Genomic DNA, 25584 nt, shown 5'->3' on the forward strand with positions numbered 1-25584 from the left:
CGCGCCCTTTGGTCTATTCCTCACCGCCCACCCCTCGACGGATCGCCGGGTATATCGAGGCAGGGAGGATTCGGTGCGGTCCACCCCTCGCCACCGCGAGTTCCGTCAAGTGGTCTAGTCCTGATTTGCAGATCGCCGACGAATGAGTTCTACTCTCCTGGTGCTTTCACCGTCGAAGACACGCACCCGCGATCTGCTCCGCGGGCGTCTGCGTGACCTGATCGCCGAGCTCGGCCCCGGGCGTCGGCTGCCGAGCGAGCGCGACCTCTCCGCGGAGTGGGGCGTCGCTCGCATGACGCTGCGCGCAGCTGTCGACGAGCTCGTCGTCGAGGGGCTCCTCGAGCGGCGGCACGGCTCGGGCACCTACATCGTCTTCAGCCCCGTCCTGCGCGTCATCGGCCTCACGTCGTTCACGCAAGACATGCGGTCGCGCGGCATCGAGCCGAGCAGCCGCATCCTCGACTTCCGCACGATCACCGCCGATGACGCCCTCGCGACCCGGCTGCGCATCGCCGTAGGGTCGCCCGTCTTCTGGATCTCGCGCCTGCGTCTCGGCAACGACGAACCCGTCGCGATCGAGAGCGTCTCCATCCCGGTGTCGTACGCCCCGCAGCTGACGCACGACGACCTGGCGGGTTCTCTCTACGCGGTCCTTGCGGCGCGGCACGGCCTCGTGGCGAGCGCCGCGAGCATGCGCATCGAGCCGATCCTCCCCGATTCCGCGAGCGCCGACCTCCTCGGCATCGGCGCCGAACAGGCGTGCCTGCGCGTTCGGATGGTCGACACGGATCGATCCGGACGCGTCGTGATGCTCGCGACGTGCCTCTACCGGGGCGACAAGTACCAGTTCCGCGCCGAGGTCAGCGGCGCCGCGGGCGAGGCCGACTCATGACGACGGATGCCGCAATCAGCATCCTCGCGGTGGACGGCGGTCAGTCGGCCATCCGCGTGCGGGATTCGGCCGGCGGCGGCGGCGTCGTTCCCGGTGTCAGCTGGCACGGCCCGCGTACCCTCCGGGCCACGGCCGCCGCGATCGCCGATGCGTGGCGGATCGCCGGGGCGAAGCCCGTCGACGTCGCCGTGCTCGGCCTCACGACGGTGCCCGACGACGAGGGCTGCGCGCACCTCGCGCGACTCCTGGCCGATGAGCTCGGCGCCGGCCGGGTCGTGGTGTGCGACGACGGCATCAGTTCGCACGCCGGCGCCTTCGCGGGCGGGTGGGGCGTCGCGCTCTCCGTCGGCACCGGCGTCGCGTGCGCAACGCGTGGGCCGGCGGACGCCGTTCCCGACCTGATGGGCGGGCACGGCTACCTCCTGGGGGACGAAGGCGGGGCGTACTGGATCGGGCGGGCGGGCATCGCGGCGGCTCTGCGCGCCGCCGACGGCCGCGGGCCGTCCACGCTGCTCGTCTCGGCCGCCGAGTCCCGTTTCGGCGCCGTGCGCGGCATCCCGATCCGCATCCACTCCTCCGAGCGCGCCGTCGACGAGATCGCGCACTTCGCTCCCGAGGTGCTCGCCGCCGCCCGCGCCGGCGATCCCGTGGCGACGGCGATCGTCGACGACGCCGTGGACGAGCTCGCCCTCGTCGCCCGCGCGGCGCGTCGGCACACGGGATCTCACGCCGCCACGCCGCTCGTCATCCTCGGGCGCCTCGGCGCCGAGCTCGATCAGCGGATCGTGGAGCGGCTGGCAGACGACCCCGGCGTGTTCGACACGAGGGCGCCGCTCGGCGACGCCCTCGACGGCGCGATGCTCCTCGCGCACTCCCCCGCCGACGACGGCATCCATGTCTGGACGAGAGGTTGACCATGCACGACAGACAGAGTTCGACCGACCCGGGGCGCTCCTACCTCGCGCGTGTCACAGCACTCCTCCAGGAGGTGCTCGACACTCAGTGGGATGCCATCGCGCTTGCGGCCGAAGCCGTCGCCGGGGCGCTGCAGAGCGGACGCGAGATCCACGCCTTCGGCTCGGGGCACTCGCACATGCTCGCCGAGGAGCTCTTCTACCGCGCCGGCGGGCTCGTCGACGTGCGGCCGATCCTCTTCGAGGCGCTCATGCTGCACGCGAACGCACCCCTCAGCACGCGCCTCGAGCGCCTCCCGGGCCTCGCGAGCGAGATCCTCGAAGACCACGGAGTGTTGCGCGGCGACGTCCTCCTCGTCTTCTCGAACTCCGGGCGCAATCAGGTGGCGACCGAGCTCGCGACCGCGGCGCGCGGCCGCGGGATCACAGTGATCGCGATCACGAGCCTCAGCCACTCTCGGGCCACGAGCCCGCGGGGCGGCTCGCTGCGGCTCTTCGAGATCGCCGACATCGTGATCGACAATCGCGGCGAGCTGGGAGATGCGGCCGTCGAAGTGCCGGGCTTCGACCGCCGCGTGGCTCCCACCTCGACCGCCGTCGGCGCCGCGATCGTCAACGCCATCGTCGCCCAGAGCGTCGGGCTCGTCGTCGCCGCCGGAGTCGAGCCGAGGGTCTTCGCGAGCAGCAACATCGATGCGGGCGACGCGATCAACAACACCCTGCTGGAGCGGCGGCCATGAGCAGCAACGTCGCCCCTGAACGAACGCAGGCGCCGGCCTTCGGCATCCGGGGCGTCGTCGAAGGCTTCTACGGAACCCCCTGGACGCAGGCAGACCGGCTGGAGATGATCCGCTTCATCGGCGCGCGCGGCATGAACCGCTTCGCGTACTCGCCCAAGGACGATCCTTACCTCCGCCGCGACTGGGCCCAGCCGTACGGCCCGGAAGCGCTCGCCGATCTCGCCGAGCTGGTCGCTGCGGGCGCGGAGGCGGGCGTCGAGCTCATCTACTGCCTCTCGCCGGGGCTCACGATCCGGTACTCCGACGGCGCCGACGCCGAGCGCGTGCTCGACAAGCTCCAGTCCGTCGCGGCACTCGGCATCCGTCATTTCGGCCTGCTCGTCGACGACGTCCCCGGCCGCCTGCAGCATGACGCCGACATCGCGCGCTACACGTCCCTCGCGCAGGGGCAGGCGACGCTCGCGAACCTCGTCTTCCGGGGCCTGCAGGCTCGCGTCCCCGGCGCGACGCTCATCGTGTGCCCCACCGAATACTGGGGCTACGGCGACGAGCCGTACATCGCCGAGCTCGGCCAGAGGCTCGACGCCGACATCGCGCTCTTCTGGACGGGGCGCGCGATCTGCTCCGCGACCCTCGACGCCGCGGATGCGCGTGTCTTCGCGGGCGCGACGAGGCGACGTCCCACCTACTGGGACAACTACCCGGTCAACGACGTCGCGATGGGGCACGAGCTGCACATCGGCCCCTACCGGGGTCGCGCCGCCGACCTGGCCGGCAATGCCGAGGGGGTCATCGCCAACGCCATGGAGCGCTTCGAGTCGTCGAAGATCGCGATCGCGACGATCGCCGACTACCTCGCGTCGCCCGCGGACTACGACGCCGAGAAGAGCTGGGATGCCGCGATCCGCGATGTCGCCGGGCGCGACGCGGCGGCCTACCGGGACTTCGCCGACAACTCCCGGTCCTCCTGCCTGACGCAGCTCGACGCGCCCGAAGCGACGTTCGCGCTCGAGGAGCACACCTTCGGGCTGCTCATCGGCGACACGGATCGCGCCGTGCGCACACTCGGCCCACTCGCCGACCGGCTCGCGGCATCCGCCCGACGACTGCTCGACGGTCCCGTCGAGAACGAGCGGCTCGTCGCCGAGAGCCGTCCCTGGATCGAAGCCTTCGCCGTCGGCGCCGCCGCGATGCAGGCCATCGCACGACTCACGGCCGACGGGCTGCTCGAGAGCGACGGGCCGCGCGTCCTCCGGCCGTTCCTCGACGACCTCCGCGCACGCCGCGTCCGCATCTTCGGCGACGTCCTCGACATGACCCTCGACGGCCTCTGCCGCACCCACGATCTCCCCCACCCGCACCCGCAGCCGCTCGTCGAAGAGCCGCTCCTCACCCAGAAAGAACAGCAGTGAACAGAAGACTTTCCCTCGTCACCGCGATGACCGCGACCGGGGTCGCGGTTCTCGCCCTCGCCGGTTGTGCCGGAACCGGCGCGGGCGCCGATGATCAGACTCTGCGGATCGCGATGGGTTCGCCCGGTGAGGCGCAGATCCGTGTGTGGGAGTCGGTCGCGGAGCAGTTCGAGGCGGCGAACGAGGGCTGGAAGGTGGATCTGAACTTCCAGGACGACGACATGTACCAGACCATCGGCCTGCCCAACCTGTTGAACGGGCGGAACGCGCCGGACGTCTATTTCGAGTGGGTCGGGAACCGGCTGCTCGACCGCGACGCGGACGGGTTCGTCGCCGACCTGTCCCCGTTCGTCGAGGACGGGCCGTTGACCGGGGTCCTGGACGAGGGCCAGTACGCCGCGGCCACGGTCGAAGACCGGATCCTGATGGTGCCGCACATCGCCGACGTGACGAACGTCCTCTGGTACAACACCGAGATCCTCGACGCCGCCGGCATCGAGGCGCCCACGTCGTGGGACGAGCTGCTCGACGCGTGCGACGCCCTCGCGGCGGACGGGATCGTTCCGATCGCGTCGGGCAACAAGGACCTCTGGGCCGCGGGCAACTGGCTCGCCCACCTCGTCTCCCGCGTCGTCGGCCACGAGGCGTACGACCAGGCGCTCAGCGGCGAGGCCGACTTCAGCGCACCGGCGTGGCAGGAGGCGTTCGGCTACGTCGAACAGCTCGCAGAGCACAAGTGCGTCAACGAGTCGGTCAACGCGATCGACGACAACGAGGGTGCGCAGCTGTTCTTCCAGGGCAAGGCCGCGATGCACGCGATCGGCTCGTGGCTGGTGAGCTGGGCGATCGACGAAGCCCCTGACCTCGACTTCGACTTCGTCAACCTGCCGGCGATGCCCGGAGAAGCCGACCCGGACAGCGTGATCGGTGTCGTCACCGGCTACGTCGTCAACGCCAAGAGCGACGACGACAAGCAGGAGAAGGCGGCCGAGTTCCTCGCGCTGCTCAGCTCCGCGGAGAACACCGACGCCTTCATCGAGGCCGAAGCCGTTCCCGTCACCGCGACCGCGTCCGCGACGATCGACGAGCGCACCATCCGCCTCAACTCGCTCCTCTCCGAGTCGGCCGTCGTGATCAGCCCGCCCGACACCGGCTACGACCTGGACGTCGCCGACGCGTTCTACCGGAGCCTCGCCGAGGTCCTCGGCGGTCGCACGACCGCAGACGACGCCGTCGCCCAACTACAGGACCAGCTCACCAAGTAAGCCCCGCGCGGGACCGAGGCCACCGTTTCGGTCCCGCACTGGCACGACCGGAGGATGCCATGAGAGCGCACCGACCTCTCGCCCCGTATCTGTTCATCGCACCCGCGCTCACCGTGTTCGGGTTCGCGGTGCTCATGCCGTTCGTCTTCACGGGCGCCTACAGCCTCACCGACTGGGACGGCTACAGCGACGCCGTCTTCGTCGGCGTCGACAACTACGTACAGGCCCTGGGCGACACCGTCTTCCAGCAGTCGTTCGTCAACGTCGTCGTCTACATCCTCGTGACCCTCGTCGTCGAGGTGCTGCTGGGTCTCGTGCTCGCCGGGATCGCGATCTCGGTCAAGCGCGGATCACTGTGGTTCCGCGTCGCGATCTTCACCCCCGTCATGCTCCCCATGGTCGTCGTCGCGGTCCTGTGGTCCTTCGTCTACAACCCCGACTTCGGCCTCGTCAACGGCGCCCTCCGCGCGTTCGGCCTCGAGGACTGGACACGCGTCTGGCTCGGCGACGAGCAGACCGCGCTCCTCGCGATCTGCGTCGTCTCCGGCTGGGTCTACGCCGGCTTCTACATGACGATCTTCTTCGCCGCGCTCCGCCAGGTCCCGACCGAGGTCGTCGAGGCCGCACGCCTGGACGGAGCGAACGAGAGCACCATCTTCTGGCGCGTGCGGGTGCCGATCATCCGCACCTCGATCGAAGTCGCGATCCTCCTCTGCGTCACCGGCGGGTTCCAGTCGTTCGACCTCTTCTACGTCCTCACCAACGGCGGCCCCTACCACTCCACCGAGATCCCCACCACATACCTCGTGCAATCCGTCTTCCACACCGGGCAAGTCGGCTACGGCTCCGCGATGGCCGTCGTCCTCACCGCCGTCGTCGTCGCGATCGGCCTCATCGCCACCGCCCTCCGCCGACGCGGCGACCGCGACGAACGGTCCGCACGCACATCCGCGCGCACCGCCGCCCGCAACGCCGCGCGCACCGCGACCCCGCAGCCCACACCGACACAGAACACAGCATCCCTCCCCACCGAAAAGGAACTGGTCCGATGACCGCGAGCATCCGCCTCGGCCGCGGCATCGTCTACCTCGGCCTCGCCCTCCTGGCACTCGTCTTCTTCATCCCGCTCGTATGGATGGTGCTCTCCAGCTTCAAAAGCAACGCCGAGATCTTCACCACCCCGTTCTCACTGCCCACCGGATTCGACTTCACGATCTGGGCGCAAGCATGGGAAATCGGCAACATCGGCCGCTACGCCCTCAACAGCGCCATCGTCACATCCGTCTCAGTACTCGCGATCCTCGTGCTCTCATCCGCCGCAGCCTTCGCATTCAGCCGCTACCGCTTCCGCGGCGCGAAACTCCTGCTCGGCCTGCTCTCACTCGGCCTGATCCTGCCCCTGCAGTCGTACTTCATCGCGCAGAGCACCATCTTCACCAACCTCGGCCTCACCGACACCTACTGGGCACTCATCATCCCCTACACCGCCATGGGCCTGCCCCTGGCGACCTACCTCCTCAAAGTGTTCCTCGACGCGATCCCCGAAGAACTCTTCGAAGCCGCCCGCATCGACGGCGCCGCAGACTTCCGCATCTTCCGCATGATCGCGATGCCCCTCCTCCGGCCCGGCCTCGCCACCGTCGCCGTCTTCTCCGCCCTGTCCTGCTGGAACGAATTCCTCCTCGCCCTGCTCTACATCCAGGACGACGAACTCAAAACCATCCCCACCGGCCTCCTCGCCTTCTCCAGCCGCTACGTCACCGACTACAGCCTGCTCTTCTCCGCACTCTCCATCGTCACCATCCCGATGATCATCATCTACATCGCCTTCAACAAACAGATCACCGAAGGACTCACCGCCGGCAGCATCAAATAACCCCCCACACACCACGAAGAGCGGATGCAACAGCATCCGCTCTCCGTCGTTGAAGGGCCCTTGCAGCGCCCCGATGATCTGTCCTACGCGTTGGCCGCGAGATCCGGAGTCGAGGAGATCTCGCCGTTCGACACGACGCCGACCGCGACCTTCTCGCCGCGCGGCGCGTTCTCGAAGAGGAACTCGCCGTTCGCCGCGTCGACCGTGATGTGGTCGCCCGATGCCAGCTGGCCGTGCAGGATGCGCTCACTGAGGCGGTCCTCGACCTCGTGCTGCATCGCGCGGCGCAGAGGCCGGGCGCCCAACGCGGGGTCGAACCCGATCTCGATGAGGCGCTCCTTGGCGGCGAGCGTCAGCTCGATCGTCATGTCACGGTCGAGCAGCCGCTCGCCGAGGCGCTTCGTGAAGAGGTCGACGATCTGGATCAGCTCGGGCTTGGACAGCTGCGGGAAGACGATGATGTCGTCGACGCGGTTGAGGAACTCGGGCTTGAAGTGCCGCTTGAGCTCTTCCTGCACCTTGCCCTTCATCCGGTCGTACGACGTCGCGGTGTCGCCCTCGACCTGGAACCCGACCGGACCCCCCGCGATGTCGCGGGCACCCAGGTTGGTGGTCATGATGATGACCGTGTTCTTGAAGTCGATCATGCGGCCCTGGCCGTCGGTCAGGCGTCCTTCCTCCAGGATCTGGAGGAGCGAGTTGAAGATGTCGGGGTGCGCCTTCTCGATCTCATCGAAGAGCACGACCGAGAACGGCTTGCGCCGCACCTTCTCAGTGAGCTGACCGCCCTCTTCGAACCCGACGAATCCCGGAGGGGCACCGAACAGGCGCGAGACCGTGTGCTTCTCACCGAACTCCGACATGTCGAGCGAGATCAGCGCAGCCTCGTCGTCGAAGAGGAACTCTGCGAGCGCCTTGGCGAGCTCGGTCTTTCCGACGCCGGTGGGGCCGGCGAAGATGAAGGAGCCGTTGGGGCGCTTGGGGTCCTTGAGCCCGGCACGCTGACGGCGGATCGTCTTGGAGAGCGCGGCGATCGCCTCTTCCTGGCCGATGACGCGCTGGTGCAGCGCCTTCTCCATGAAGACGAGACGGCTGGACTCCTCCTCGGTGAGCTTGAAGACCGGGATGCCGGTGGCCTGGGCGAGCACCTCGGCGATCAGGCCCTCGTCGACGACCGCGTGCGACGCGACGTCGCCGCTGCGCCACTGCTTCTCGAGGCGCAGGCGCTCGGCGAGGAGGGACTTCTCCTCGTCGCGCAGCGATGCGGCCTTCTCGAAGTCCTGGTCTTCGCTGGCCTGCTCCTTGTCTTCGCGGACCTTCGCGATGCGCTCGTCGAACTCGCGCAGCTCGGGCGGCGACGACAGGATCGACAGACGCAGGCGGGCGCCGGCCTCGTCGATCAGGTCGATGGCCTTGTCGGGCAGGAAGCGGTCCGAGATGTACCGGTCGGCGAGGTTCGCGGCGGCGACGATCGCGCCGTCCGTGATCTGCACCTTGTGGTGCGCTTCGTAGCGGTCGCGCAGCCCCTTCAGGATGTTGATCGCGTGAGGCAGGCTCGGCTCGGCGACCTGGATCGGCTGGAAGCGGCGCTCGAGCGCAGCATCCTTCTCGAAGTGCTTGCGGTACTCGTCGAGCGTGGTCGCACCGATCGTCTGCAGCTCTCCGCGGGCGAGGAGCGGCTTCAGGATCGACGCCGCGTCGATCGCGCCCTCAGCGGCACCTGCACCCACCAGCGTGTGGATCTCGTCGATGAAGACGATGATGTCGCCGCGCGTGCGGATCTCCTTGGTGACCTTCTTGAGGCGCTCTTCGAAGTCACCGCGGTAGCGCGAGCCGGCGATGAGCGAGCCGAGGTCGAGCGAGTAGAGCTGCTTGTCCTTCAGCGTCTCGGGGACGTCGTTCTTGACGATCGCCTGGGCCAGGCCCTCGACGACGGCCGTCTTGCCGACACCGGGCTCGCCGATCAGGACGGGGTTGTTCTTCGAGCGGCGGGAGAGGATCTGCATGACCCGCTCGATCTCCTTCTCGCGCCCGATCACCGGGTCGAGCTTGTTCTCGCGGGCAGCCTGAGTGAGGTTGCGGCCGAACTGGTCGAGCACCTGCGAGCCGCCCTGGGCGCCCTGCTGCGGGTTGTCGTGCGCGGCGCCCGAGACGGCAGCCGGCTCCTTGCCCTGGTAGCCCGACAGCAGCTGGATGACCTGCTGGCGCACCTTGTTCAGGTCGGCGCCGAGCTTGACGAGCACCTGCGCGGCGACCCCCTCGCCCTCGCGGATGAGGCCCAGCAGGATGTGCTCCGTGCCGATGTAGTTGTGGCCCAGCTGCAGCGCCTCGCGCAGAGACAGCTCGAGCACCTTCTTGGCACGCGGCGTGAACGGGATGTGCCCCGTGGGCTGCTGCTGGCCCTGGCCGATGATGTCCTGCACCTGCTCGCGCACAGCGTCCAGCGAGATCCCGAGTGACTCGAGTGCCTTCGCAGCGACGCCCTCACCCTCATGGATCAGGCCGAGCAGGATGTGCTCCGTGCCGATGTAGTTGTGGTTGAGCATCTTCGCCTCTTCTTGGGCGAGGACGACCACGCGTCGGGCGCGATCCGTGAATCTCTCGAACATCGTTCTTCCTCCGGGCGTTCGTGTGCGGATGCACTCCGGGCGTCTAACAACGAGGGTAACGAGCGACCGGATGCCGCACGCCGGTGTTCGCCATGGGCATAGCGCTGCMCGGGCCTTGCGTGACGGCATCCTCCGGCCCTATCGTTTCTCGATAACAACGATTATCGATAAGGATGACCATGTTCGCTGGGATCGCCGGGTGGCTGCTCCTCCTCCTGCTTCTGCTCATCGCCCTCGTCGTCGTCGCCATCGTGGTGTGGCGGAAGAAGCGGGCCGCGGCACCCGACGATCCGACACCGGTGGTGAGCTGGACCCTGGGCCTCGCCGCGTTCTACGCCGGCCTGTGCGTGATCGGTGCGGTCGTCGGTGTGGTGAGTACATTGATGAGCCCTGCCGTGACGATGAGCGTGCCCGTTCAGGAGTACTGGCCGCTCCCCCTGCCCGGTCTCACGGTCACGGGCGGACCAACCGCTCAAGTGCTCGATGGCGGGTTCACCACCGCTGAGCTCGCGCTCGAGAATCTCAGTCCGACCACGCGCATGCTCTGGGCGAGCGGCCAGCTGCTGACCGGCCTCGTGCCCGCCGCAATCGCCGGGCTGATCGCCCTCGCCTGCTTCGAGCTGCTGCGCGGTGCCGCCTTCGCTCCGGTTGTGGCACGCGCCGCCATGATCACCGCCGTCGTTGTGCTCGTCGGCGGCCTCGGCGCACAGGTCCTGTGCGACGTCGCGGGGTCGATGGCATCCAGCGAAGCGCTCCGCATCACCGCCGCGGATTACACCGGCTACCCCGACGACTTCGACATCACGGCGTTCCTGCCGCAGCCTGCCCTCACGGTGTCCGTGGAGTTCTGGCCGATCGGCGCGGCGCTCGGCTTCGCCGCCCTCGCCGCCGTCTTCCGCTTCGGAACCCGGCTGCAGCGCGAGACCGACCTCCTCGTATGACCCCTCCCGACGATGACGGCCCATCCGGCATCCATTGCCGCCTCGACGAACTCCTGCTGGAGCGGGGCATGACGCTGACTCGCCTCTCTGAGCTCGTCGGCGTCTCGATCGTGAACCTGTCGATCCTCAAGAACGACAGGGCGCGCGCCATCCGCTATTCGACGCTCTCGGCGATCTGCGCGGCACTGGACTGCGAGGTCGGCGAACTGCTGGTGCGAGGGGACTAGCCTCGGCGGTGCTTGTCGTCGCGTGCCGCACATCGGAGGGAGGGCATTTCATCGGTCGATCAGCCGGGATTCCTCCGACGAACGCCGCGATCCCCGACGGCTGGCGGGGTCAGGCGCTGACGCCGTAGATGGGGATGGCGACGTTGTCGAATTCCCCGCCCGTGAGGATCGCCTGCACGTCGGGCACGCCGCTCAGCCCGTTCACCGCGGTGACCTCCCCGCGAGGGACCATGTCCATGGTGCAGACCTGGTTCTCAGGAGGGGTGTCGTAGGTGACCGTGAGCTGGGCGGGGCCGGTGGCCGCGACATCCGAGATCACCGGCACGCACGTCGACGATCCCCACGTGAGGACGATGAACTGACCCTGGACCGTCGCCCATCCGGCGCTCGGCAGATAGTCCGTCTCACCGCCCGGCGTCAGCCCGGCGACTCCGGGCAGGTCCACCTCGCCGAAGTAGTTCTCCCGCGAGACCGAGATCGGGAGCGACTGCGCGGGGTCGACGTCCTCGGGCACGTCGACGAGCGTGACGCGAGGCACGAGGTCGGCGGTGCAGGGCTCGTCGCCGGCGTCCTCGACCAGCGTCACTTCGAGCACCCCGTCCACCAGTTCGGCATCTTCAGCCTGTGGCACGCACGTGGAGCTTCCGAGCGTCACCAGCCCGATCAGCCTGCCGCCGTCGAGCCAGGCCGCGCCCAGGTCGGGGTCGGGAGTGATCGCCTCGGTGGGCTCGGTCGACTGGGTCGGCGCGGGGGCGTTGGCCCCGGACGACGCGCAGCCGCCGAGGAGCAGCGCCGCAGCGGCCAGTGCGCCGAGTCCGGCGAGCGAGGAACGTCTCATGGGTCTTGCCTTTCGACGACGGATGCGACGGTGCCTCCACCGAGCCGCAGGACCATCATTGCGCGCCGCGGTCGTGGTTGGGAGCCCACGCGAGGTCCGCCGCGTGTCGGCCGAGCCGACCGGTGACTCGGCGCGTTGCAGGTTCTCGCCCGCTGACCGGTGACCGGTGACCATCACCATGGAGCCCCGCAGCAGCTGGGTACACTCGCGTTGTGACCCGGGACCTCCCGCCCCCCGAATTCGGAGTGCCGACCAGACCCCGGTCTCCTGTCGTCGTGAACTGCCGGTTCCTGACGCGCCCCGTGACGGGCGTGGAGCGATTCGCAGAGGAGCTCACCACCGGGCTGGTGAACCTCCGGGACGACATTCTTCTCGTCGCACCCGCAGGCGACCTGCGACGAAACGAGATCGGCGGACAACCGGTGCATCGGGTAGGCCGGCTGCGCGGGCACCTGTGGGAGCAGAGCGAGCTCCCGCGCTTCGCCCGCCGTCAGGGCAATGCCATGATGCTCAACCTGGCAAATACGGGCCCCGCGTTCTCACACCGACAGATAGTCGCGATCCACGACATCAACCATCGACGCAATCCCGCCAGCTTCTCGTGGCGCTTCCGCACCCTCTACCGGGTCCTGACACCTCTGCTCATTCGCAACGCCGCCGCACTGGTGACCGTCTCCCAGTTCTCGAAACAGGAGATCGCCGCCTACTACGGCCGCGCAGACGGGGTCTTCATCATCCCCAACGCGGTCGGCGACTGGGTGCGCCTCCCAGGGCAGAAGCCGGCACGTGCCGTGGATGACGAGTTCTTCCTCCTGGTGGGCTCRCCGAGTGCCCACAAGAACATCGGGGCCGCGCTCACGGGGTTCCGGACGTATCGATCATCGGGCGGCAGAGTCGGCCTGGTCCTGGCGGGGGCGGCCCACGCTTCGCTCACCGCCACGACCGCTGATGCCGTGGATGGCGTCCAGAGCATCGGCCGGGTGACAGATGAAGAGCTCGCCTGGCTCTATCAGCACTGCAAGGCGTTTCTGTTTCCGTCGACATACGAGGGGTTCGGAATCCCGCCGATTGAGGCTCAAGCCGTCGGAGCGCCGGTGCTGGCATCCGATATCCCCGCTCTTCGCGAAGTGCTGAACCGGGAAAGCGCGCTGTGGTTCGCCCCCGAGGAGCCCACCCAGATCGCTCGCGCCCTGGCGATCGTCGGCGACGATCCGGCGCGTATGGCGCAGCTGTCCGAGGAAGGGCGACGCAACGCGGACCGGTTCTCTTGGCAGGACTCAGCGAGCGCCCTTTCGGAGCTCATCGACCGCCTGAGCATCCGCCAATGAGAGGGTCGGTGACCGCGGCCCCGAACCTCGACGTCCTCGCGCGGACCGACGCATGGGACGAAGGGCGTTGCCGATTCAGAGCCCAGCAATGCGATGGACGGTCGCGTCCCAGGTGAACTCCCGCGCGCGAGCACTGCCGTCGTCGCTCAGACTCCGCCAGAGCTGGTGATCCGTCGCGAGCGCGCGCAAGTCGTCTGCCAAGCCGGTTGCATCGCCCTTGTGATGCACACGTCCGATCCCATTGATGACCTCGAGCGGTCCAGGTGCATCCGACACCGCGACCGGCGTTCCAGAAGCGAGCGCCTCAAGAACGACCAGCCCGAATGGCTCGTCGAAGAGGGACGGAACAGACACCACGCCGGCGCGTCCGAAGATGTCTGCGACCTGAGAGCTGGACACCCAGCCCGTGAACTCGACAGGTGAGCGCATCCGGTCCGAAGCGTCACGGAGCTGACGTTCGTACTCGCCCATGCCGCCGTGGCCGTAGTTGGATGACCCGACGATGGTCACCTTCACTCGGGGAGCACCAGGCTGGTTCTCCAGCTCTCGGACCGCCTCAAGAAGGACATGAGGTCCCTTCTCCGGGCTCAGATTGCCAGCGAAGACGATCTCGAACTCCGCCGGCATCGTCCGCGGTGGGCGGAAGAAGCGAGGGTCGACGCCGTTCGGGACCACGGTCAGGCGTGGGTCGGACTTGCCGAGGCGACGTTCCGTACTCACGCGAAGATGGTCCGCGCAGAAGATCACGCGGTCGCACATGTCGACCAGCCTCGACAGCTCGCGGCGGCCATACGAGCGCGACACACCGTTGTGCACATAGAGGCACAGCTCGCTTCTCTCCCTGAGCTTCTGCCATCGCGGCAGGGTGGCGGCTGCATAGTGCCCCTCGTACAACAGCACGATGTCCGTCGGGTTGGCCTCGAGAGCATCCACGGCGGGATCGTACAAGCGCCCGTAGAAAGGGCGAGTGAAACCCGCAGCGCCGGCGAGCACGTCGACCGCGAGCTCGCGTTTGGTGAACCATTGCCGGGGGCAGTTGCGCGTGTAGTCAACATGACGCTGTTCGATCTCCGGCACTGATATTCCACGGTTGTCGCTCAACACGATCGTGGAATGTCCTCCGACTGAGGAGTATGCGCGCCCCAGTTGACGAGCGACGCCTATGAGCGTGCTTGAAGGAGTGGAAAACGCCATCGGGACGTGGGCGATTGTGGGCAGGTTCTGCGGGAGTTCGGGGCCCGGTCCATTGCCAGCAGACTCGCGGCTCACCATCACGTCCTACAGCTTACGCAGGGGCCAGAAGGGCCCTTTGCTACCGGGTGACGGAGCTTTCGCTAGCCGCGGGCCTCGCTGCCAGGGGATGGAAGCAGCCGGGAGGGGTCTTCTGCCGCGGCGAGATATGCGTCCATGTCAGGTCGGGGCATCCCGAAAAGCGGGCCGGCCAACCGCGCGAGTGCGCCGACCTCCTCCTGCACCATCTGCAGATACGCCGCCTCCCCAAGCCCTTGGGGGTCGATGATGTCGTCCGCGGCCTCGCTCACCGGAGCGGCTCGGAGGTCCGCCAGCCGCTGGACGACGCGCCGCAAGTCGCCAGGGGATGCCGGTGCTGTCGCCTCAAGACCTTCGGCGATCCGACCCGCTTCGCGGATGGTGAAGGTCTTCCGCAGAGCGGAAGGCGCTCGATGGAGGACCTTCTCCCGCTGACGACGGGTCGCGACGAGCACAAGATCTGCGCCCGCAAGGAGCCGATCGTCGACCTGGGCGGCCCTGTGGGTCGAGCCATCGGCGCCAAGCGCACGCGCCATCGCCAGAACCCGGTCTCCCATAGGGGCACCGACCGGCGCCGCGAAGCCGGCGCTGGCAACCGATACCTCCTCGGCCAGGTCGTCGCTGAGGTACCAGCCCGCCCACCGACGCAGAAGCGATGCCGCCAGGGCGGAACGGTGCACATTGCCTGTGCACAGAGTCACCACCGCGAACCCGTCCTTCATTCCCGCTTCGCGATCAGCGGCGGGAAGACGGAGAACACTGCGGACACTTCTCGATCCTACGATCGGCACCGCTCGTTCGCGCCGGTTCTGCTGCAACCACCAAGATGGATCACAGGAACCGAACCTTGGGGAGGGAGCCGTGCGCGTTCTGCGCATCTCGCACAGTTCGACCGTGCCTGCATGGCGCGGGCGGGAGCGCGCCCTTCGAGCGCTGGGACACGATGTGACGCTCCTTGCGGCGCGGCACGGGGATGCCGGAGGTGCGGAGGTGACTCTGACCGCGGACGAAGAACCCCAGACCATTCCCGTCGACACCTGGGGCCGGCACCCTGCCCTCTTCCTTTACGCCCCCGTGCCCCTGTGGCGGGTGCTCGGCGAGCGGTGGGACGTCGTCGACATCCATGAGGAGCCGTTCTCGCTGGCAACGGCAGAGGTGCGGCTGCTCAAGGCGCTCCGCCGGAACTCCGCCCCCTACGTGCTCTACACCGCGCAGAACCTGCGAAAGAGCTACCCGATTCCCTTCCGCTGGCTGGAGCGGTCTGCTCTCCGCAACGCCGCAGGGATCTCTGCGTGCAACACCGAGGCCGCTCGGATCACCCAGTCCAAGGGCTTTCCGGGGCGGGCACGCGTCATTCCGCTTGGAGTCGATGACGTCGATGAGGCCCCCGCGCACGCCGAGCGTGCGCGTGGGGGGAACTCTCACGCGCAGATCACGGTGGGGTTCATCGGGCGCCTCGTCCCCGAAAAGGGGATCGAGGTGCTCATGGATGCTGTCGCCCGGTCACCGCAGCTGGCGCTCCGCATCGCCGGCGCGGGGCCACTTGAGGACGGGCTTGCCGAGCGGGCTGAGGCATACGGCATCTCGGCGCGCTTCGAGTTCGTCGGCACGATTTCTCCCGATTCCGTCGGCGCCTTCTACCGAGGGGTGGACGTTCTCGCTGTTCCCTCGCTTGCCACCGCGCGCTGGACCGAGCAGTTCGGTCGCGTCGCCGTCGAGGCCATGGCGTTCGGGACGCCGGTGGTCTCCAGCGACGCGGGATCGCTCCCCGACGTGGTGGGCGGAGCGGGAATCGTCGTGCCGCAGGGTGATGCAGCGACACTGTCCGACGCACTCCTCGCTGCCGGCGGTCCGCGCCATGGCGACCTGCGTCTCGCGGGCTTCGCCCGGGCCGCGGAGTGCTCTTGGGAGGCGGTGGGTCGCCAGTACGTCGATCTCTACCGCAGTGCGACGATGACAGCATCCGTCCCTTCTGATGTCGACGTCGAAGTGATCGTCGTCGCCTACGGGGCCCCGCAACTGCTGCGCGCGGCCCTCGCGCCCGTGGCCGGCATGCACGTCACCGTCGTCGACAATTCCTCCCTCCCCGAGATCGCGGCCGTATGCGCGGAGGCGGGGGTGCGATACATCGACTCCGGCGGAAACCTCGGCTTCGGATCTGCGGTGAATCTTGCCCTCGCGGACCGGCTCCTGCCCACCGCCGACGTGCTGCTGCTCAATCCGGATGCGCGCATCGAGCGCGAGCAGGTGGATGAGCTGCACCGCGCGCTGCGTTCTGCGCCCGATCTCGCCAGCGTCGGCCCGGAGCAGGCCGACGAGAACGGACGCCGCGCTCAAGTCGAGTGGATCTTCCCCTCCCCTTTTCACGCGTGGCTGGAGGCTCTGGGCCTGGGAAGGCTCCAAGGCTCTGCGCGCTTCGTGATCGGCTCCATCCTGATGCTGCGAGCAGAGGCTCTGGACCAGGTCGGGGGCTTCGACGAGCGGTTCTTCCTCTATTCCGAGGAGACCGACTGGGCCTTCCGCGCCCACTTGCTCGGATGGCGCCACTCCGTCGCCCACGGTGTTGAGGGTGTGCACGCCGGCGCCGGTACGAGCCGAGACGATCGCCTGAGGGACGCCCATTTCCACGCCTCTCAAGAGCGCTACTTCCGGAAGCACTTCGGCCGGACGGGCTGGCAGATGGCACGAGCGGCTGTCTGGGGCGGGGCGATGGTGCGCGCGTTCGTGCTCACCGGCGAGCGCGGCCGAGCAGCCCGGCGCCGCGCCGCGCTCTATCGAATCGGGCCCGTGCGAGTCGAACGGCGACTCTCGCGGAGGGCACCCTGATGCGAATCGTTCAGATCGTGCCCTACCTGGGCCCCGGCACGGGTGTCACGGGCGTCGCATGGAACCTGGACCGGGAGTTTCGGGCACTCGGCCACACGGTCGAGTCGTTCACCTTCGACACCGCCCGCGAAGGGCGCCCCTTCCACTATCCGACGACGGGTATCAGAGGCCGTCTGGCCCGGATGCAGCGGATCGCATGGTTCCGCTTCGAGGGCACCCGGCGAGCGCGACGCTACCTGGCTGCACGTCCCGATGCGATCTCGATCTGCCACAGCGAAGCCCTGGCCGGCGACATCTTCGTGGACCACGGGAGCATGGTCCGAGCGATGCGGGCGGCGGGCCACCCTGTCTGGCGCATACTGGCCAACCCCATCCAGTCGTTGAGCTACCTGCACGAACGAGCCCGGTTCCGCGGCCGCGCGCATCGCACGATCGTCACCCTGACCGGCGGCGGGCGGGCCGACCTCGTCCGCTTGTACGGACGAGTCCAGGCACCTGTGGTGACCATCCCGACTGGGGTCGACACGGATCGATTCAGACCTCCGGCGGAAGAAGAGCGCGCGCGCCTCCGCAGGCAATACCACCTCGACGACGAGGACCGCGTGGCATTGTTCGTCGGCCATGACCTGCCGGGCAAGGGGATCCACCACGCGGTCGCCGCTCTGGTGCATGCCCCGACCGTCATGCTACTGGTCGTCGGCGGGGTGGCGGCGACGGTGGATGCGGCGCGAGCGTTGGCGGAGAGCCTGGGGGTGTCCGAGCGGGTGCTGTTCGTCGGCCCCCGGCCGGATGTCGACCACTTCTTCGCGTTGGCGGACATGTTCGTGTTCCCCAGCGGATACGAGGCCTACGGTCTCGTCGTGCTCGAGGCGCTCGCGAGCGGTCTTCCTGTCATCGCCACCCGCGTCGGCTGTGCACCCGATGTCGTCGTAGACGGGGTGAACGGCTTTCTGGTCGAGCAGGATGCCGCTGACATCGGCGAGCGGATGGAGACGCTCGCTGCGGCCGACCTGGACGCGTGGCGGCCGCGCGCGCGGGCGAGCGTGGCGGACCGAACCTGGCGACACGTCGCCGTGAAGTATCTCGAACTCGCCGAGAAGGTCGCAGCCGCCCGGGCCGCCGAGAGCGCTGCGGCATGACCGGGCCACTCCGCATCCTTCATGCCATCAGCTCCGACCGGTTCGCCGGGGTCGAACAATTCGTGCGCCGTCTGGCGATCCGACAGGCCCAGGACGGTCACGCTGTAACGGTTTTCGGCGGAGCCGCCGAGCACATGGCGGTCTCGCTGGGCGACGCCGGCGTTCGCTGGGGGGCTGCCAACTCGACCATCGCGGTGCTGGGAGCCGTGCGAGCGCACCTTCCCACGACGGACGTCGTGAACAGTCACATGACCGATGCCGACGTCGCGTCAGTCGGCGCTCGCAAGACCTCCCGGCACAGCGTGCCTGTCGTGGCGACCAGGCACTTCGCCCAGCAACGTGGAACAAAGGGGCCGGGCATCCTGTATCGGACGCTCGAACGCCATATCGACGCGGAGATCTCGGTGAGCCGAACCGTCGCTGATCGCGCCGGTGTCGCCTCGACGGTCATTCATCCCGGCCTCGAGCCCCGCGCCCTTCCAGACCCGGACGCCCGCCGCCGCACGGTGCTCGTCGCGCAGCGACTGCAGGAGGAGAAGCGCACCGACATCGCTGTCCGCGCCTTCGCCGCCTCGCATATCTGGCGGTCGGGGTGGGAACTGGAAGTCGCGGGGAGCGGTCCGGAGCACGACCATCTGGTGTTGTTGGCGGCTGAACTCGGAGTCGCGGAGCACGTGCGATTCCTCGGGTTCCGCAGCGACGTCGAGTCTCTGATGGACCAGGCGGGGATGCTCTTCGCGAGCGCACCGTTCGAGCACTTCGGCCTGACGGTCCTCGAAGCGATGGCAGCTGGCCTCCCGGTTGTCGCCACGGCCGCGGCGGGTCACGTCGAGATGCTGGGCGAGTTCGACGACCGTGCCCTCTTCACTCCCGGCGATGTCGAAGGCGGTGCCGCTCGGCTGCGAGCGCTTGCTGGTGACCCACACGCGCGAGCCATGCTGGGGATCGCCGAGCACGAGCGACAGGTCGTCGCCTTCTCAGCGCGCAGGCAGGCCGACGCGACCGACGCGGTGTACCGTCGAGCGATCGACACAAGGGGACGGCGCCGATGACAGATCTCGTCGTCGCCTCGTTGGAGCGATGGGACTCGGTCTGGCGGCGCAATCAACACCTTCTCGACGGTCTGCTCCGAGCGGACCCGCGATTGCGCATCCTCTTCGTCGAACCGGCGGCGGACCCGCTGCACGATCTGAGCACCAGGCGACGACCGCAGGCCCCGAGGGGGGCGCGAAGGGTCGGAGACACGGGTCGCCTCTGGACGCTCCGCCCGGTCAAGCTTCTGCCCCGCCGCATCGACGCCCGTGCGGACAGCAGGATGGCGCGGGGAGTAGTCGCGGCAGCCCAGCGCCTCGGCTTCACGCACCCGGCGCTCTGGATCAACGACCCAGGGTCTGCCGAACTCGTCCAGATCACCGGCTGGCCGGCACTCTATGACATCACCGACGATTGGCTCGCCGCGGATCGCACCGCCTTCGAGTTGGAGAGACTCGCACGGAATGAGCGGCTGCTGCTGGAACGCGCAGCCGAGGTGGTCGTCTGCTCCCCCGAGTTGCTGAGGCGAAAGTCCCCGCTGCGACCGGTGGAGCGGCATCCGCTGGTCCTCATCCCCAACGCGGTCGACGTGTCGTCCTATCGTCACCCTCGCCCGCGTCCGGATGACCTGCCAGCGGGACGGACAGTCGTGTACGCCGGCACACTGCACGCGGATCGGTTCGATATCGGGCTCACCGCCCAAACCGCCCGAGAGCTGGCGGGTGTGGCGACGGTCGTGCTCCTCGGGCCCAACGCACTGACCCCGAGCGCGGTGGAGTCGCTCGTCAGTTCTGGTGTGGTCCTTCTCGGCTCGCGAGCGCCCGACGAGCTCATCGGATACCTGCAGCATGCTGACGCCCTCGTGGTCCCCCACATCGTGGATGCGTTCACCGACAGCCTCGACCCCATCAAGCTCTACGAGTATCAGGCCGTCGGCCGCCGAGTCGTCTCGACGCCGGTCGCAGGCTTCCGCGATGCCGACGATGACCGCATCGCCGTCGCGAACCGCGGGGAGTTTCCGGATGCAGTGAGGGCGGCGGTTTCGGCATCGACGCCATTTCCTGCGGGAGCGGACCGAGCAGTCCCCGACTGGATCACGCGCGTCATGGCGATGCGGGATGTGCTGAGCAGACTCGGGACGCCCTGACCCAGGGCTTCCATGTCTCGCAGGTCACGTCTCGGCGGCCAAGTTTTCGCGACGAGGACGTTCGCCGTGGAGACTTTCGTAGATGTCATCGACCAGGCGCATGACCCCCAGGTCTCCTGTTACCGGGCCGGCTGCCAGCATCCCGTCAGCGCCGAGCAGGACCGCAGTGGGTGTGCCCTCGTATCCGATCGATTGCCCGACGTAGTCCCCGACATCGTGAAGCGACTGGGGCTCGGCCCACTCCGTCCAGGCGCTCAGGTTGGCGACCTCCGCGAGGAGCAGCCGCACGTCGACCTCCGGCAGCAGTTCGCGCCACTCCTCCCGTTTCGCCACGACGCTTTCGCACGGGCCGCACATGGATGAGACGGCAAGGAGGAGGATCGGCTTGCGCGCTGCCAGGGCGCGCAGGTTGACGACGGCGCCGTCCGCCTGAGTGACCGGGACCGCGGGGGTGCGGGTACGGATGTAGTCCAGCTCGTCATCACCCGTAGAGGAGCTCGGTGCGGTCACGGGTGGGGAGTCGGCCGCGGGTGTTCCCTCGGGCCAGAGGACAAGAGCGGTCGTCACGGCGGCGATCGCGAGCGCGACCAGCCAGGCGAGGTGCGGGATGCCGGCAGCCAGCGCGCCGCCGAGGAGAGGCGTCGTCCAGATGACGGCGGCCGTCGCGATGGCGAGGAGGGTCAGCCATGCGTTGCGCACCACCGTCACACCGGTGACGCGCTTGCGCGCTCCGAAGCACGCGCATGACGAGCTTTCGCGCCTCGCGACGAGCCGAGCCACCACGATCGTGTAGCCCACCATGAGCGCCACCGCCGCGAGCGCGGCGAGGAGGCCGAGCCAACCGCCGAGCAGTGCGAGGGCAGCACCGAGAAGGAGCTCCGCCCAGGGGTGGATCCGTCTCAGCCACTCCTTGCGAAGCACCGCGGGCACGCCGAGCTCTTGCCAACCGACGAGGGTGTCGGGCGTGCGGAACTTGGCGACCCCGCTCGCGATGAGGACTGCCGCGAGCACGAGAGGTACCGCGATGGAGAGTGCAACGGGCATAGGCCGATGCTAGCGCCGCGGCAACGAGCAGGGCTGAGAGGCGCCCATCCGCTGTTGTCCGATTCGGATTCCGGGAACGAGGAAGGCCCCGGAAGCGAGGCCGTCTGATCGGCGGATGGTAGATATCAGCCGGGCCGCTGCCAGGTCACGTCGTTGTCGACCACGGTGCCGCCCGGTGCCGCCGGAAGTAGCGGCTCTGTATCACCTGAGAAGCCGCCATTGGCCGCCGAAACAAAACCTCCCGGGTCAGGCTGGTAAAGGAAGACGACGTCACCGAACTCGTACAGGGTCTCCGGCTCCCAGGGCGGTACCCCTGTGCCGATCGTTGCAGCCAGTATGAGCTTCTCACCGGCAGTGAACGAACGACACGATGAGCCGTTGATGGGGGGAGTCTCGGTAACGCTCTCAGTAGATCGAGTGATGACTGAACCGCCATTGACGGTGTATTGGATCGTCAGTGTGTTGTTCTGGCTATTTGGAGCGCCCGATGTTACCAATGCCCCCCGGAGAATGTTCTCATTGGGCTCGAGTTTGATCGGGTCTGGAAGGAGTTCGGCGTTGGCCAGATTGACTAGAGCCGTTGTGCCCAGCGAGACCTGGTTCGGCACGACTCCACGGGTAATGGAGATGATGTCAATCGTGATTGGAATCGATGAGCTGTTCAAAACTGTGATCAGGAATGCGTAGCCCTTATAGGTAGAACTCGAGTTCCCGGGCAACTTGCACCCGCCGCCAGCGAAGCTGATGTTCACCTGGGATGCTGCGTAGGCGGGCACTGCTGCAGAGACGCCGATGACGGGCACCGCCCAGGCCATTGCCTTGGTGACTGTGCGTCGGCTTACGCCATCCTGTATCTCCCTTTGTGGTGGCTCCAAACCATCATCCATTCCACTTCCTCCGTCCGATGCCTGACTTGTTCGCGACCCGGGGGGCGCCATGATCGGAGCATACTGGGGCCCTAGTAACAAAGGGAACCATTGTGTCACCTCAGTCGTGCGCGACAGGGGACGTAGGTAGTCGAGTTCGTCGTCACCGGTTGTGATCGGGCGGGGTGCTCCCGGGCGGGGTATCCGTTCCCGTCGGATAGAGCACGAGAGGGAGATCGGGATGGAGAGAGGCCGGTGCGAGCGGCAAGGAATCTCTGTGCTGACGCAACGGAAAAGGCCCCGCCGCGGCGGGGCCTTTTCCGTAGCGGGACGGTCAGGCGCCAGCGCGCTGCCAGGTCACCTCGTTGTCGACCACGGTCAAGCCCGGGTCTGGCAGCGTGGGGGCCGGGGCGGGACCCGAGTCGCCGGCAAGGGGTGCGTCGGGCCCTGTGAAGGAGACTGCCGTAACAAAACCACCGGCGAGGGCGACGGTGTCTCCCAGCTGGTAGCGGGTGTTCGGCGCCCACGCGGGGGGAGTGGTGCCGAGTGCGGAGGCGAGCACGAGTTTCTGCGCGGTGCTGAATGTATCGCACGATGCGCCGTTGATCGGCGGCGCGTCACCGACGGTCACAGTCCGGGTAATGGGCGCCTGGCCAGTCACCTGGTACGTGATGCTGAGAACACCGTTCTGGCTGTTCGGAGCATTAGAGGTGACCAGCGCCGCCGCCGGAACACTTGTGTTGGCGGGAAGGATGAATGGGTTGGACCTGACCAGGCCCGAGTTCMCACTCGGGGGAAGATTTACGAGTGCGGTCGTACCAAGCGAGTTGCTGTCAAGCGTGAAGTTCGTGATGGTGATCGTCACCGGGACACTGGAAGTGTTCTGCACAGAGACCAGGAATGCATAGCCCTTGTATGTCGGGTTCGAGTTTCCTGGGAGTTTGCAACCCCCGCCGAGGAAGGTCAGGTTCACCTGTGACGCCGCGTAGGCGGGCACTGCGGCGGAAACTGCGATGACCGGCACGGCCCAGGCCATGGCCTTCGTGACGGTGCGGCGGCTGATGCCGCTCGGCGCCTCGCCACCTGCTTGCTCATTGAGTTCAGACACGAGTTCCCCTTCGTGATAACCGTGATGCGAGGGAGGATTCAATCGATCGGCTGGGTCACCCCAGCCATGCCTCGCCCCAGCGGGACCCCCCAGACACGAGTGTCAGCATAGCGCGCCCGGTCACGCCATGAAACCCGTGTAACACGATTGACACAAGCCTCTTCAGAGTAGGGCAGCTCCCGAGGCGACACCGGGAAGCGGCACGCCGGTGATCTATGATCCCTAGACGACGTGTGCCCCGACCCTGACCTGTGGCGGCGCAGAATCCGAGGGTGAGAGAGATGTCGACCGCACCGCGCGAGCCGAGCACGATCGGACAGCTGCGACAGCTCTTGCGACTGGCCGGTGCTCACCCCACAGTATGGACGGTTGCCACCGTCGCGGCATCCATCGTCCTAGCCTTTCTGGACATGCTAGGCGTCGCCGCGATGATTCCGCTCACACAGCTGCTCGCGGGGATGAGCCCGGACAGCGGAGCACTCGGTGTGATCGCGGACGTCGTGGGCACGGAGAATCCCGCCATTCTGATTCCCGTGGTCGCAAGCGCCATTGCCGTTCTGTTCGTGGGTAAGAGCGCGCTCGCTCTCCTGTTCCGCTGGTGGCTCTTCGGGCAGACGTCGCGGGTCTCGGCGCTGGTGTCGACGGCGCTCATGAGCCGCTACGTGCTCGCACCCTACGCGCACCATCGCACACGCCGACTGAGCGAGGTGTATCGGAACATCACGGCGGGCGTATCGCAGGCGACGTCGGTACTGCTGGCGGTCATCGGCATGTGCACCGACGTGCTGATGCTCGTGGGGATCATCGCCGTGCTGGCGGTCACCGCTCCCCTCGTCACGCTTCTCACGGTGGCTCTGTTCGCGGCGTTCGTCTTCGGCCTGCAGCGGATGCTGCGGCGGCGGCAGTCCCACCTGGGGGAAGAGGTGGCGGAGGCGAGCCTCGAGGCTTGGCAGTTCCTGATGCCGGCGCTCGACGGCTTTCGCGAGGCACGGCTCACTTCGAGTGCATCGATGTTCATCAACGGCTTCCGGGCCTCACGCATGCGTGAGGCCCGTGCTACGCGCGAGATGGGAATCCTCTCGGAGATCCCCCGCTACTCGCTCGAGATCCTCTTCGTGATCGCCATCGTCGGAATTTCGCTCTACCTCTTCGCGAACTCGACACCTGGCACTGCCTTCACTGTGCTCGGAGTCTTCGCCGCCGCCGCACTGCGGGCGCTGCCGACGCTCACCCGCGTGTCGACGACGCTCGGGACGATCCGGATGGGGAGCGTCGGCCTCGGAATCGTCCTCGGCGTGGTGGAAGAACTGGACGCAGGCGGCACCCATGACGAGCAGCCGCAATCAGCGGCGAGATACGACGGGGACATCAGACTCGACCATGTCGCCTTCCGCTATCCCGATGCCGCCGAGCCCGTCTTCCACGACCTGACGCTCACCATCCCGCAGAATCGAACCACGGCTTTCGTGGGGTCGAGCGGAGCCGGCAAGAGCACGCTCCYGGATCTGATCCTCGGTCTGCAGGAGGCGACGTCCGGTGTGATCACGTGCGGCGGCCGCGCCGTCCAGGAGGACAAGGCCAGCTGGTACGCCTCTCTGGGCGTCGTCCCGCAGGACGTCTTCCTCACGAATGACACCGTGCTGGCCAACATCGCTTTCGGCGTGGAACCCGGCAAGGTGGACGAGACTCGGGTGCGCAAGGCTGTCGAACAGGCCCAGCTCTCCCATTTGGTCACCGAGCTGCCCGCTGGGCTGGACACCGTCGTAGGTGAGCGTGGCGTCCGCCTCTCGGGAGGTCAGCGTCAGCGTCTGGGTCTTGCGCGCGCGCTCTACCGCGAGCCTTCGGTGCTCATACTTGACGAAGCGACCTCGGCACTGGACAACGTGACGGAGCGCGACATCACCGAAACATTGAGGGGCCTCAGCGGCAGCTTGACGATCATCATCGTCGCTCATCGACTCTCGACCGTTCGTCACGCCGACAACCTCGTGTTCCTCCAAGACGGCCACATCGGGGCTCAGGGAACATTCTCCGAGCTCCGCGATCAAAACCTCGAGTTCGCGAGGCTCGTGGAGCTCGGCGACCTGCACTGAGACCGGAACGCAAGGATG

General features: G+C 67.6%; 22 protein-coding genes. 15 read left to right on the forward strand and 7 right to left on the reverse strand.

The window, feature by feature from the left end; translation table 11 throughout:
* Positions 1 to 160: 160 nt before the first annotated feature.
* The 7 genes from AC1DP3_RS09850 to AC1DP3_RS09880 are packed head-to-tail and all read left to right on the forward strand — an operon-like array spanning position 161 to position 7099.
* Positions 161 to 892, forward strand: a complete 732-nt coding sequence (locus AC1DP3_RS09850; protein WP_477292989.1) for a GntR family transcriptional regulator — start codon at positions 161 to 163, stop codon at positions 890 to 892.
* Positions 889 to 1806, forward strand: a complete 918-nt coding sequence (locus AC1DP3_RS09855; RefSeq protein ID WP_477292990.1) for an N-acetylglucosamine kinase — start codon at positions 889 to 891, stop codon at positions 1804 to 1806. The genes AC1DP3_RS09850 and AC1DP3_RS09855 overlap by 4 nt, the downstream gene beginning before the upstream one ends.
* A gap of 2 nt (positions 1807 to 1808) precedes the next feature.
* Entirely contained in the window at positions 1809 to 2546 is a 738-nt protein-coding gene (locus AC1DP3_RS09860) for an SIS domain-containing protein (RefSeq protein ID WP_477292991.1), read from the forward strand.
* On the forward strand, positions 2543 to 3958 hold the full coding sequence (locus AC1DP3_RS09865; protein WP_477292992.1) for a protein O-GlcNAcase: 1416 nt from the start codon (positions 2543 to 2545) through the stop codon (positions 3956 to 3958). Before AC1DP3_RS09860 ends, AC1DP3_RS09865 begins: the two co-directional genes overlap by 4 nt.
* On the forward strand, positions 3955 to 5223 hold the full coding sequence (locus AC1DP3_RS09870) for an ABC transporter substrate-binding protein (RefSeq protein ID WP_477292993.1): 1269 nt from the start codon (positions 3955 to 3957) through the stop codon (positions 5221 to 5223). The genes AC1DP3_RS09865 and AC1DP3_RS09870 overlap by 4 nt, the downstream gene beginning before the upstream one ends.
* Before the next feature lie 59 nt (positions 5224 to 5282).
* Positions 5283 to 6275 carry a carbohydrate ABC transporter permease gene (locus tag AC1DP3_RS09875; RefSeq protein ID WP_477292994.1) on the forward strand — a complete coding sequence of 331 codons (993 nt, stop codon included), beginning with the start codon at positions 5283 to 5285 and terminating at the stop codon, positions 6273 to 6275.
* Positions 6272 to 7099 carry a carbohydrate ABC transporter permease gene (locus AC1DP3_RS09880; RefSeq protein ID WP_477292995.1) on the forward strand — a complete coding sequence of 276 codons (828 nt, stop codon included), beginning with the start codon at positions 6272 to 6274 and terminating at the stop codon, positions 7097 to 7099. Before AC1DP3_RS09875 ends, AC1DP3_RS09880 begins: the two co-directional genes overlap by 4 nt.
* An 83-nt stretch (positions 7100 to 7182) precedes the next feature.
* On the opposite strand, the gene AC1DP3_RS09885 is transcribed toward AC1DP3_RS09880, so the two are convergent.
* Positions 7183 to 9708, reverse strand: coding sequence for an ATP-dependent Clp protease ATP-binding subunit (locus AC1DP3_RS09885; protein ID WP_477292996.1), 2526 nt, complete (start codon positions 9706 to 9708; stop codon positions 7183 to 7185).
* Positions 9709 to 9887: 179 nt separating this feature from the next.
* Between AC1DP3_RS09885 and AC1DP3_RS09890 the strand changes: the two genes are divergently transcribed.
* Entirely contained in the window at positions 9888 to 10649 is a 762-nt protein-coding gene (locus AC1DP3_RS09890; RefSeq protein ID WP_477292997.1) for a hypothetical protein, read from the forward strand.
* Entirely contained in the window at positions 10646 to 10876 is a 231-nt protein-coding gene (locus AC1DP3_RS09895; RefSeq protein WP_477292998.1) for a helix-turn-helix domain-containing protein, read from the forward strand. The genes AC1DP3_RS09890 and AC1DP3_RS09895 overlap by 4 nt, the downstream gene beginning before the upstream one ends.
* A 109-nt stretch (positions 10877 to 10985) precedes the next feature.
* On the opposite strand, the gene AC1DP3_RS09900 is transcribed toward AC1DP3_RS09895, so the two are convergent.
* On the reverse strand, positions 10986 to 11714 hold the full coding sequence (locus AC1DP3_RS09900; RefSeq protein ID WP_477292999.1) for a hypothetical protein: 729 nt from the start codon (positions 11712 to 11714) through the stop codon (positions 10986 to 10988).
* A 212-nt stretch (positions 11715 to 11926) separates the two neighbouring features.
* On the opposite strand from AC1DP3_RS09900, the gene AC1DP3_RS09905 reads away from it, so the two are divergent.
* The gene (locus tag AC1DP3_RS09905; protein WP_477293000.1) at positions 11927 to 13042 is read left to right on the forward strand and encodes a glycosyltransferase family 4 protein; all 1116 of its coding nucleotides are present in this window, start codon (positions 11927 to 11929) and stop codon (positions 13040 to 13042) included.
* A 75-nt stretch (positions 13043 to 13117) separates the two neighbouring features.
* Here the strand turns inward: AC1DP3_RS09905 and AC1DP3_RS09910 are convergent, their stop codons facing one another.
* Together AC1DP3_RS09910 and AC1DP3_RS09915 are read right to left on the reverse strand one after the other, a co-directional pair.
* Entirely contained in the window at positions 13118 to 14314 is a 1197-nt protein-coding gene (locus AC1DP3_RS09910; protein WP_477293265.1) for a glycosyltransferase family 4 protein, read from the reverse strand.
* Between the two features lie 62 nt (positions 14315 to 14376).
* Positions 14377 to 15033: an arsenate reductase/protein-tyrosine-phosphatase family protein gene (locus AC1DP3_RS09915; RefSeq protein WP_477293001.1), complete on the reverse strand. Its 657-nt coding sequence runs from the start codon at positions 15031 to 15033 to the stop codon at positions 14377 to 14379.
* A 172-nt stretch (positions 15034 to 15205) separates the two neighbouring features.
* Here AC1DP3_RS09915 and AC1DP3_RS09920 point away from each other — a divergent pair, with 172 nt between their 5' ends.
* Genes AC1DP3_RS09920 through AC1DP3_RS09935 form a run of 4 tightly spaced genes read left to right on the forward strand, consistent with a single transcriptional unit; the run spans position 15206 to position 20455 of the window.
* Positions 15206 to 17137 carry a glycosyltransferase gene (locus AC1DP3_RS09920; protein WP_477293002.1) on the forward strand — a complete coding sequence of 644 codons (1932 nt, stop codon included), beginning with the start codon at positions 15206 to 15208 and terminating at the stop codon, positions 17135 to 17137.
* Positions 17137 to 18276: a glycosyltransferase family 4 protein gene (locus tag AC1DP3_RS09925; RefSeq protein WP_477293003.1), complete on the forward strand. Its 1140-nt coding sequence runs from the start codon at positions 17137 to 17139 to the stop codon at positions 18274 to 18276. The genes AC1DP3_RS09920 and AC1DP3_RS09925 overlap by 1 nt, the downstream gene beginning before the upstream one ends.
* On the forward strand, positions 18273 to 19328 hold the full coding sequence (locus AC1DP3_RS09930) for a glycosyltransferase (RefSeq protein WP_477293004.1): 1056 nt from the start codon (positions 18273 to 18275) through the stop codon (positions 19326 to 19328). The genes AC1DP3_RS09925 and AC1DP3_RS09930 overlap by 4 nt, the downstream gene beginning before the upstream one ends.
* On the forward strand, positions 19325 to 20455 hold the full coding sequence (locus tag AC1DP3_RS09935) for a glycosyltransferase (RefSeq protein ID WP_477293005.1): 1131 nt from the start codon (positions 19325 to 19327) through the stop codon (positions 20453 to 20455). Before AC1DP3_RS09930 ends, AC1DP3_RS09935 begins: the two co-directional genes overlap by 4 nt.
* Positions 20456 to 20479: 24 nt before the next feature.
* Here the strand turns inward: AC1DP3_RS09935 and AC1DP3_RS09940 are convergent, their stop codons facing one another.
* The 3 genes from AC1DP3_RS09940 to AC1DP3_RS09950 all read right to left on the reverse strand — a co-directional run bounded on the left by AC1DP3_RS09940 (position 20480) and on the right by AC1DP3_RS09950 (position 23473).
* The gene (locus tag AC1DP3_RS09940; RefSeq protein ID WP_477293006.1) at positions 20480 to 21499 is read right to left on the reverse strand and encodes a TlpA family protein disulfide reductase; all 1020 of its coding nucleotides are present in this window, start codon (positions 21497 to 21499) and stop codon (positions 20480 to 20482) included.
* A gap of 125 nt (positions 21500 to 21624) precedes the next feature.
* Positions 21625 to 22386: a hypothetical protein gene (locus AC1DP3_RS09945; protein ID WP_477293007.1), complete on the reverse strand. Its 762-nt coding sequence runs from the start codon at positions 22384 to 22386 to the stop codon at positions 21625 to 21627.
* A 313-nt stretch (positions 22387 to 22699) separates the two neighbouring features.
* Positions 22700 to 23473, reverse strand: a complete 774-nt coding sequence (locus AC1DP3_RS09950; RefSeq protein ID WP_477293008.1) for a hypothetical protein — start codon at positions 23471 to 23473, stop codon at positions 22700 to 22702.
* 281 nt (positions 23474 to 23754) lie between these two features.
* Here AC1DP3_RS09950 and AC1DP3_RS09955 point away from each other — a divergent pair, with 281 nt between their 5' ends.
* Complete coding sequence (locus AC1DP3_RS09955; RefSeq protein WP_477293009.1) at positions 23755 to 25566, forward strand: ABC transporter ATP-binding protein; 1812 nt, start codon at positions 23755 to 23757, stop codon at positions 25564 to 25566.
* Positions 25567 to 25584: the final 18 nt, after the last annotated feature.

It is taken from the genome of Microbacterium sp. P5_B6, from assembly GCF_056400345.1.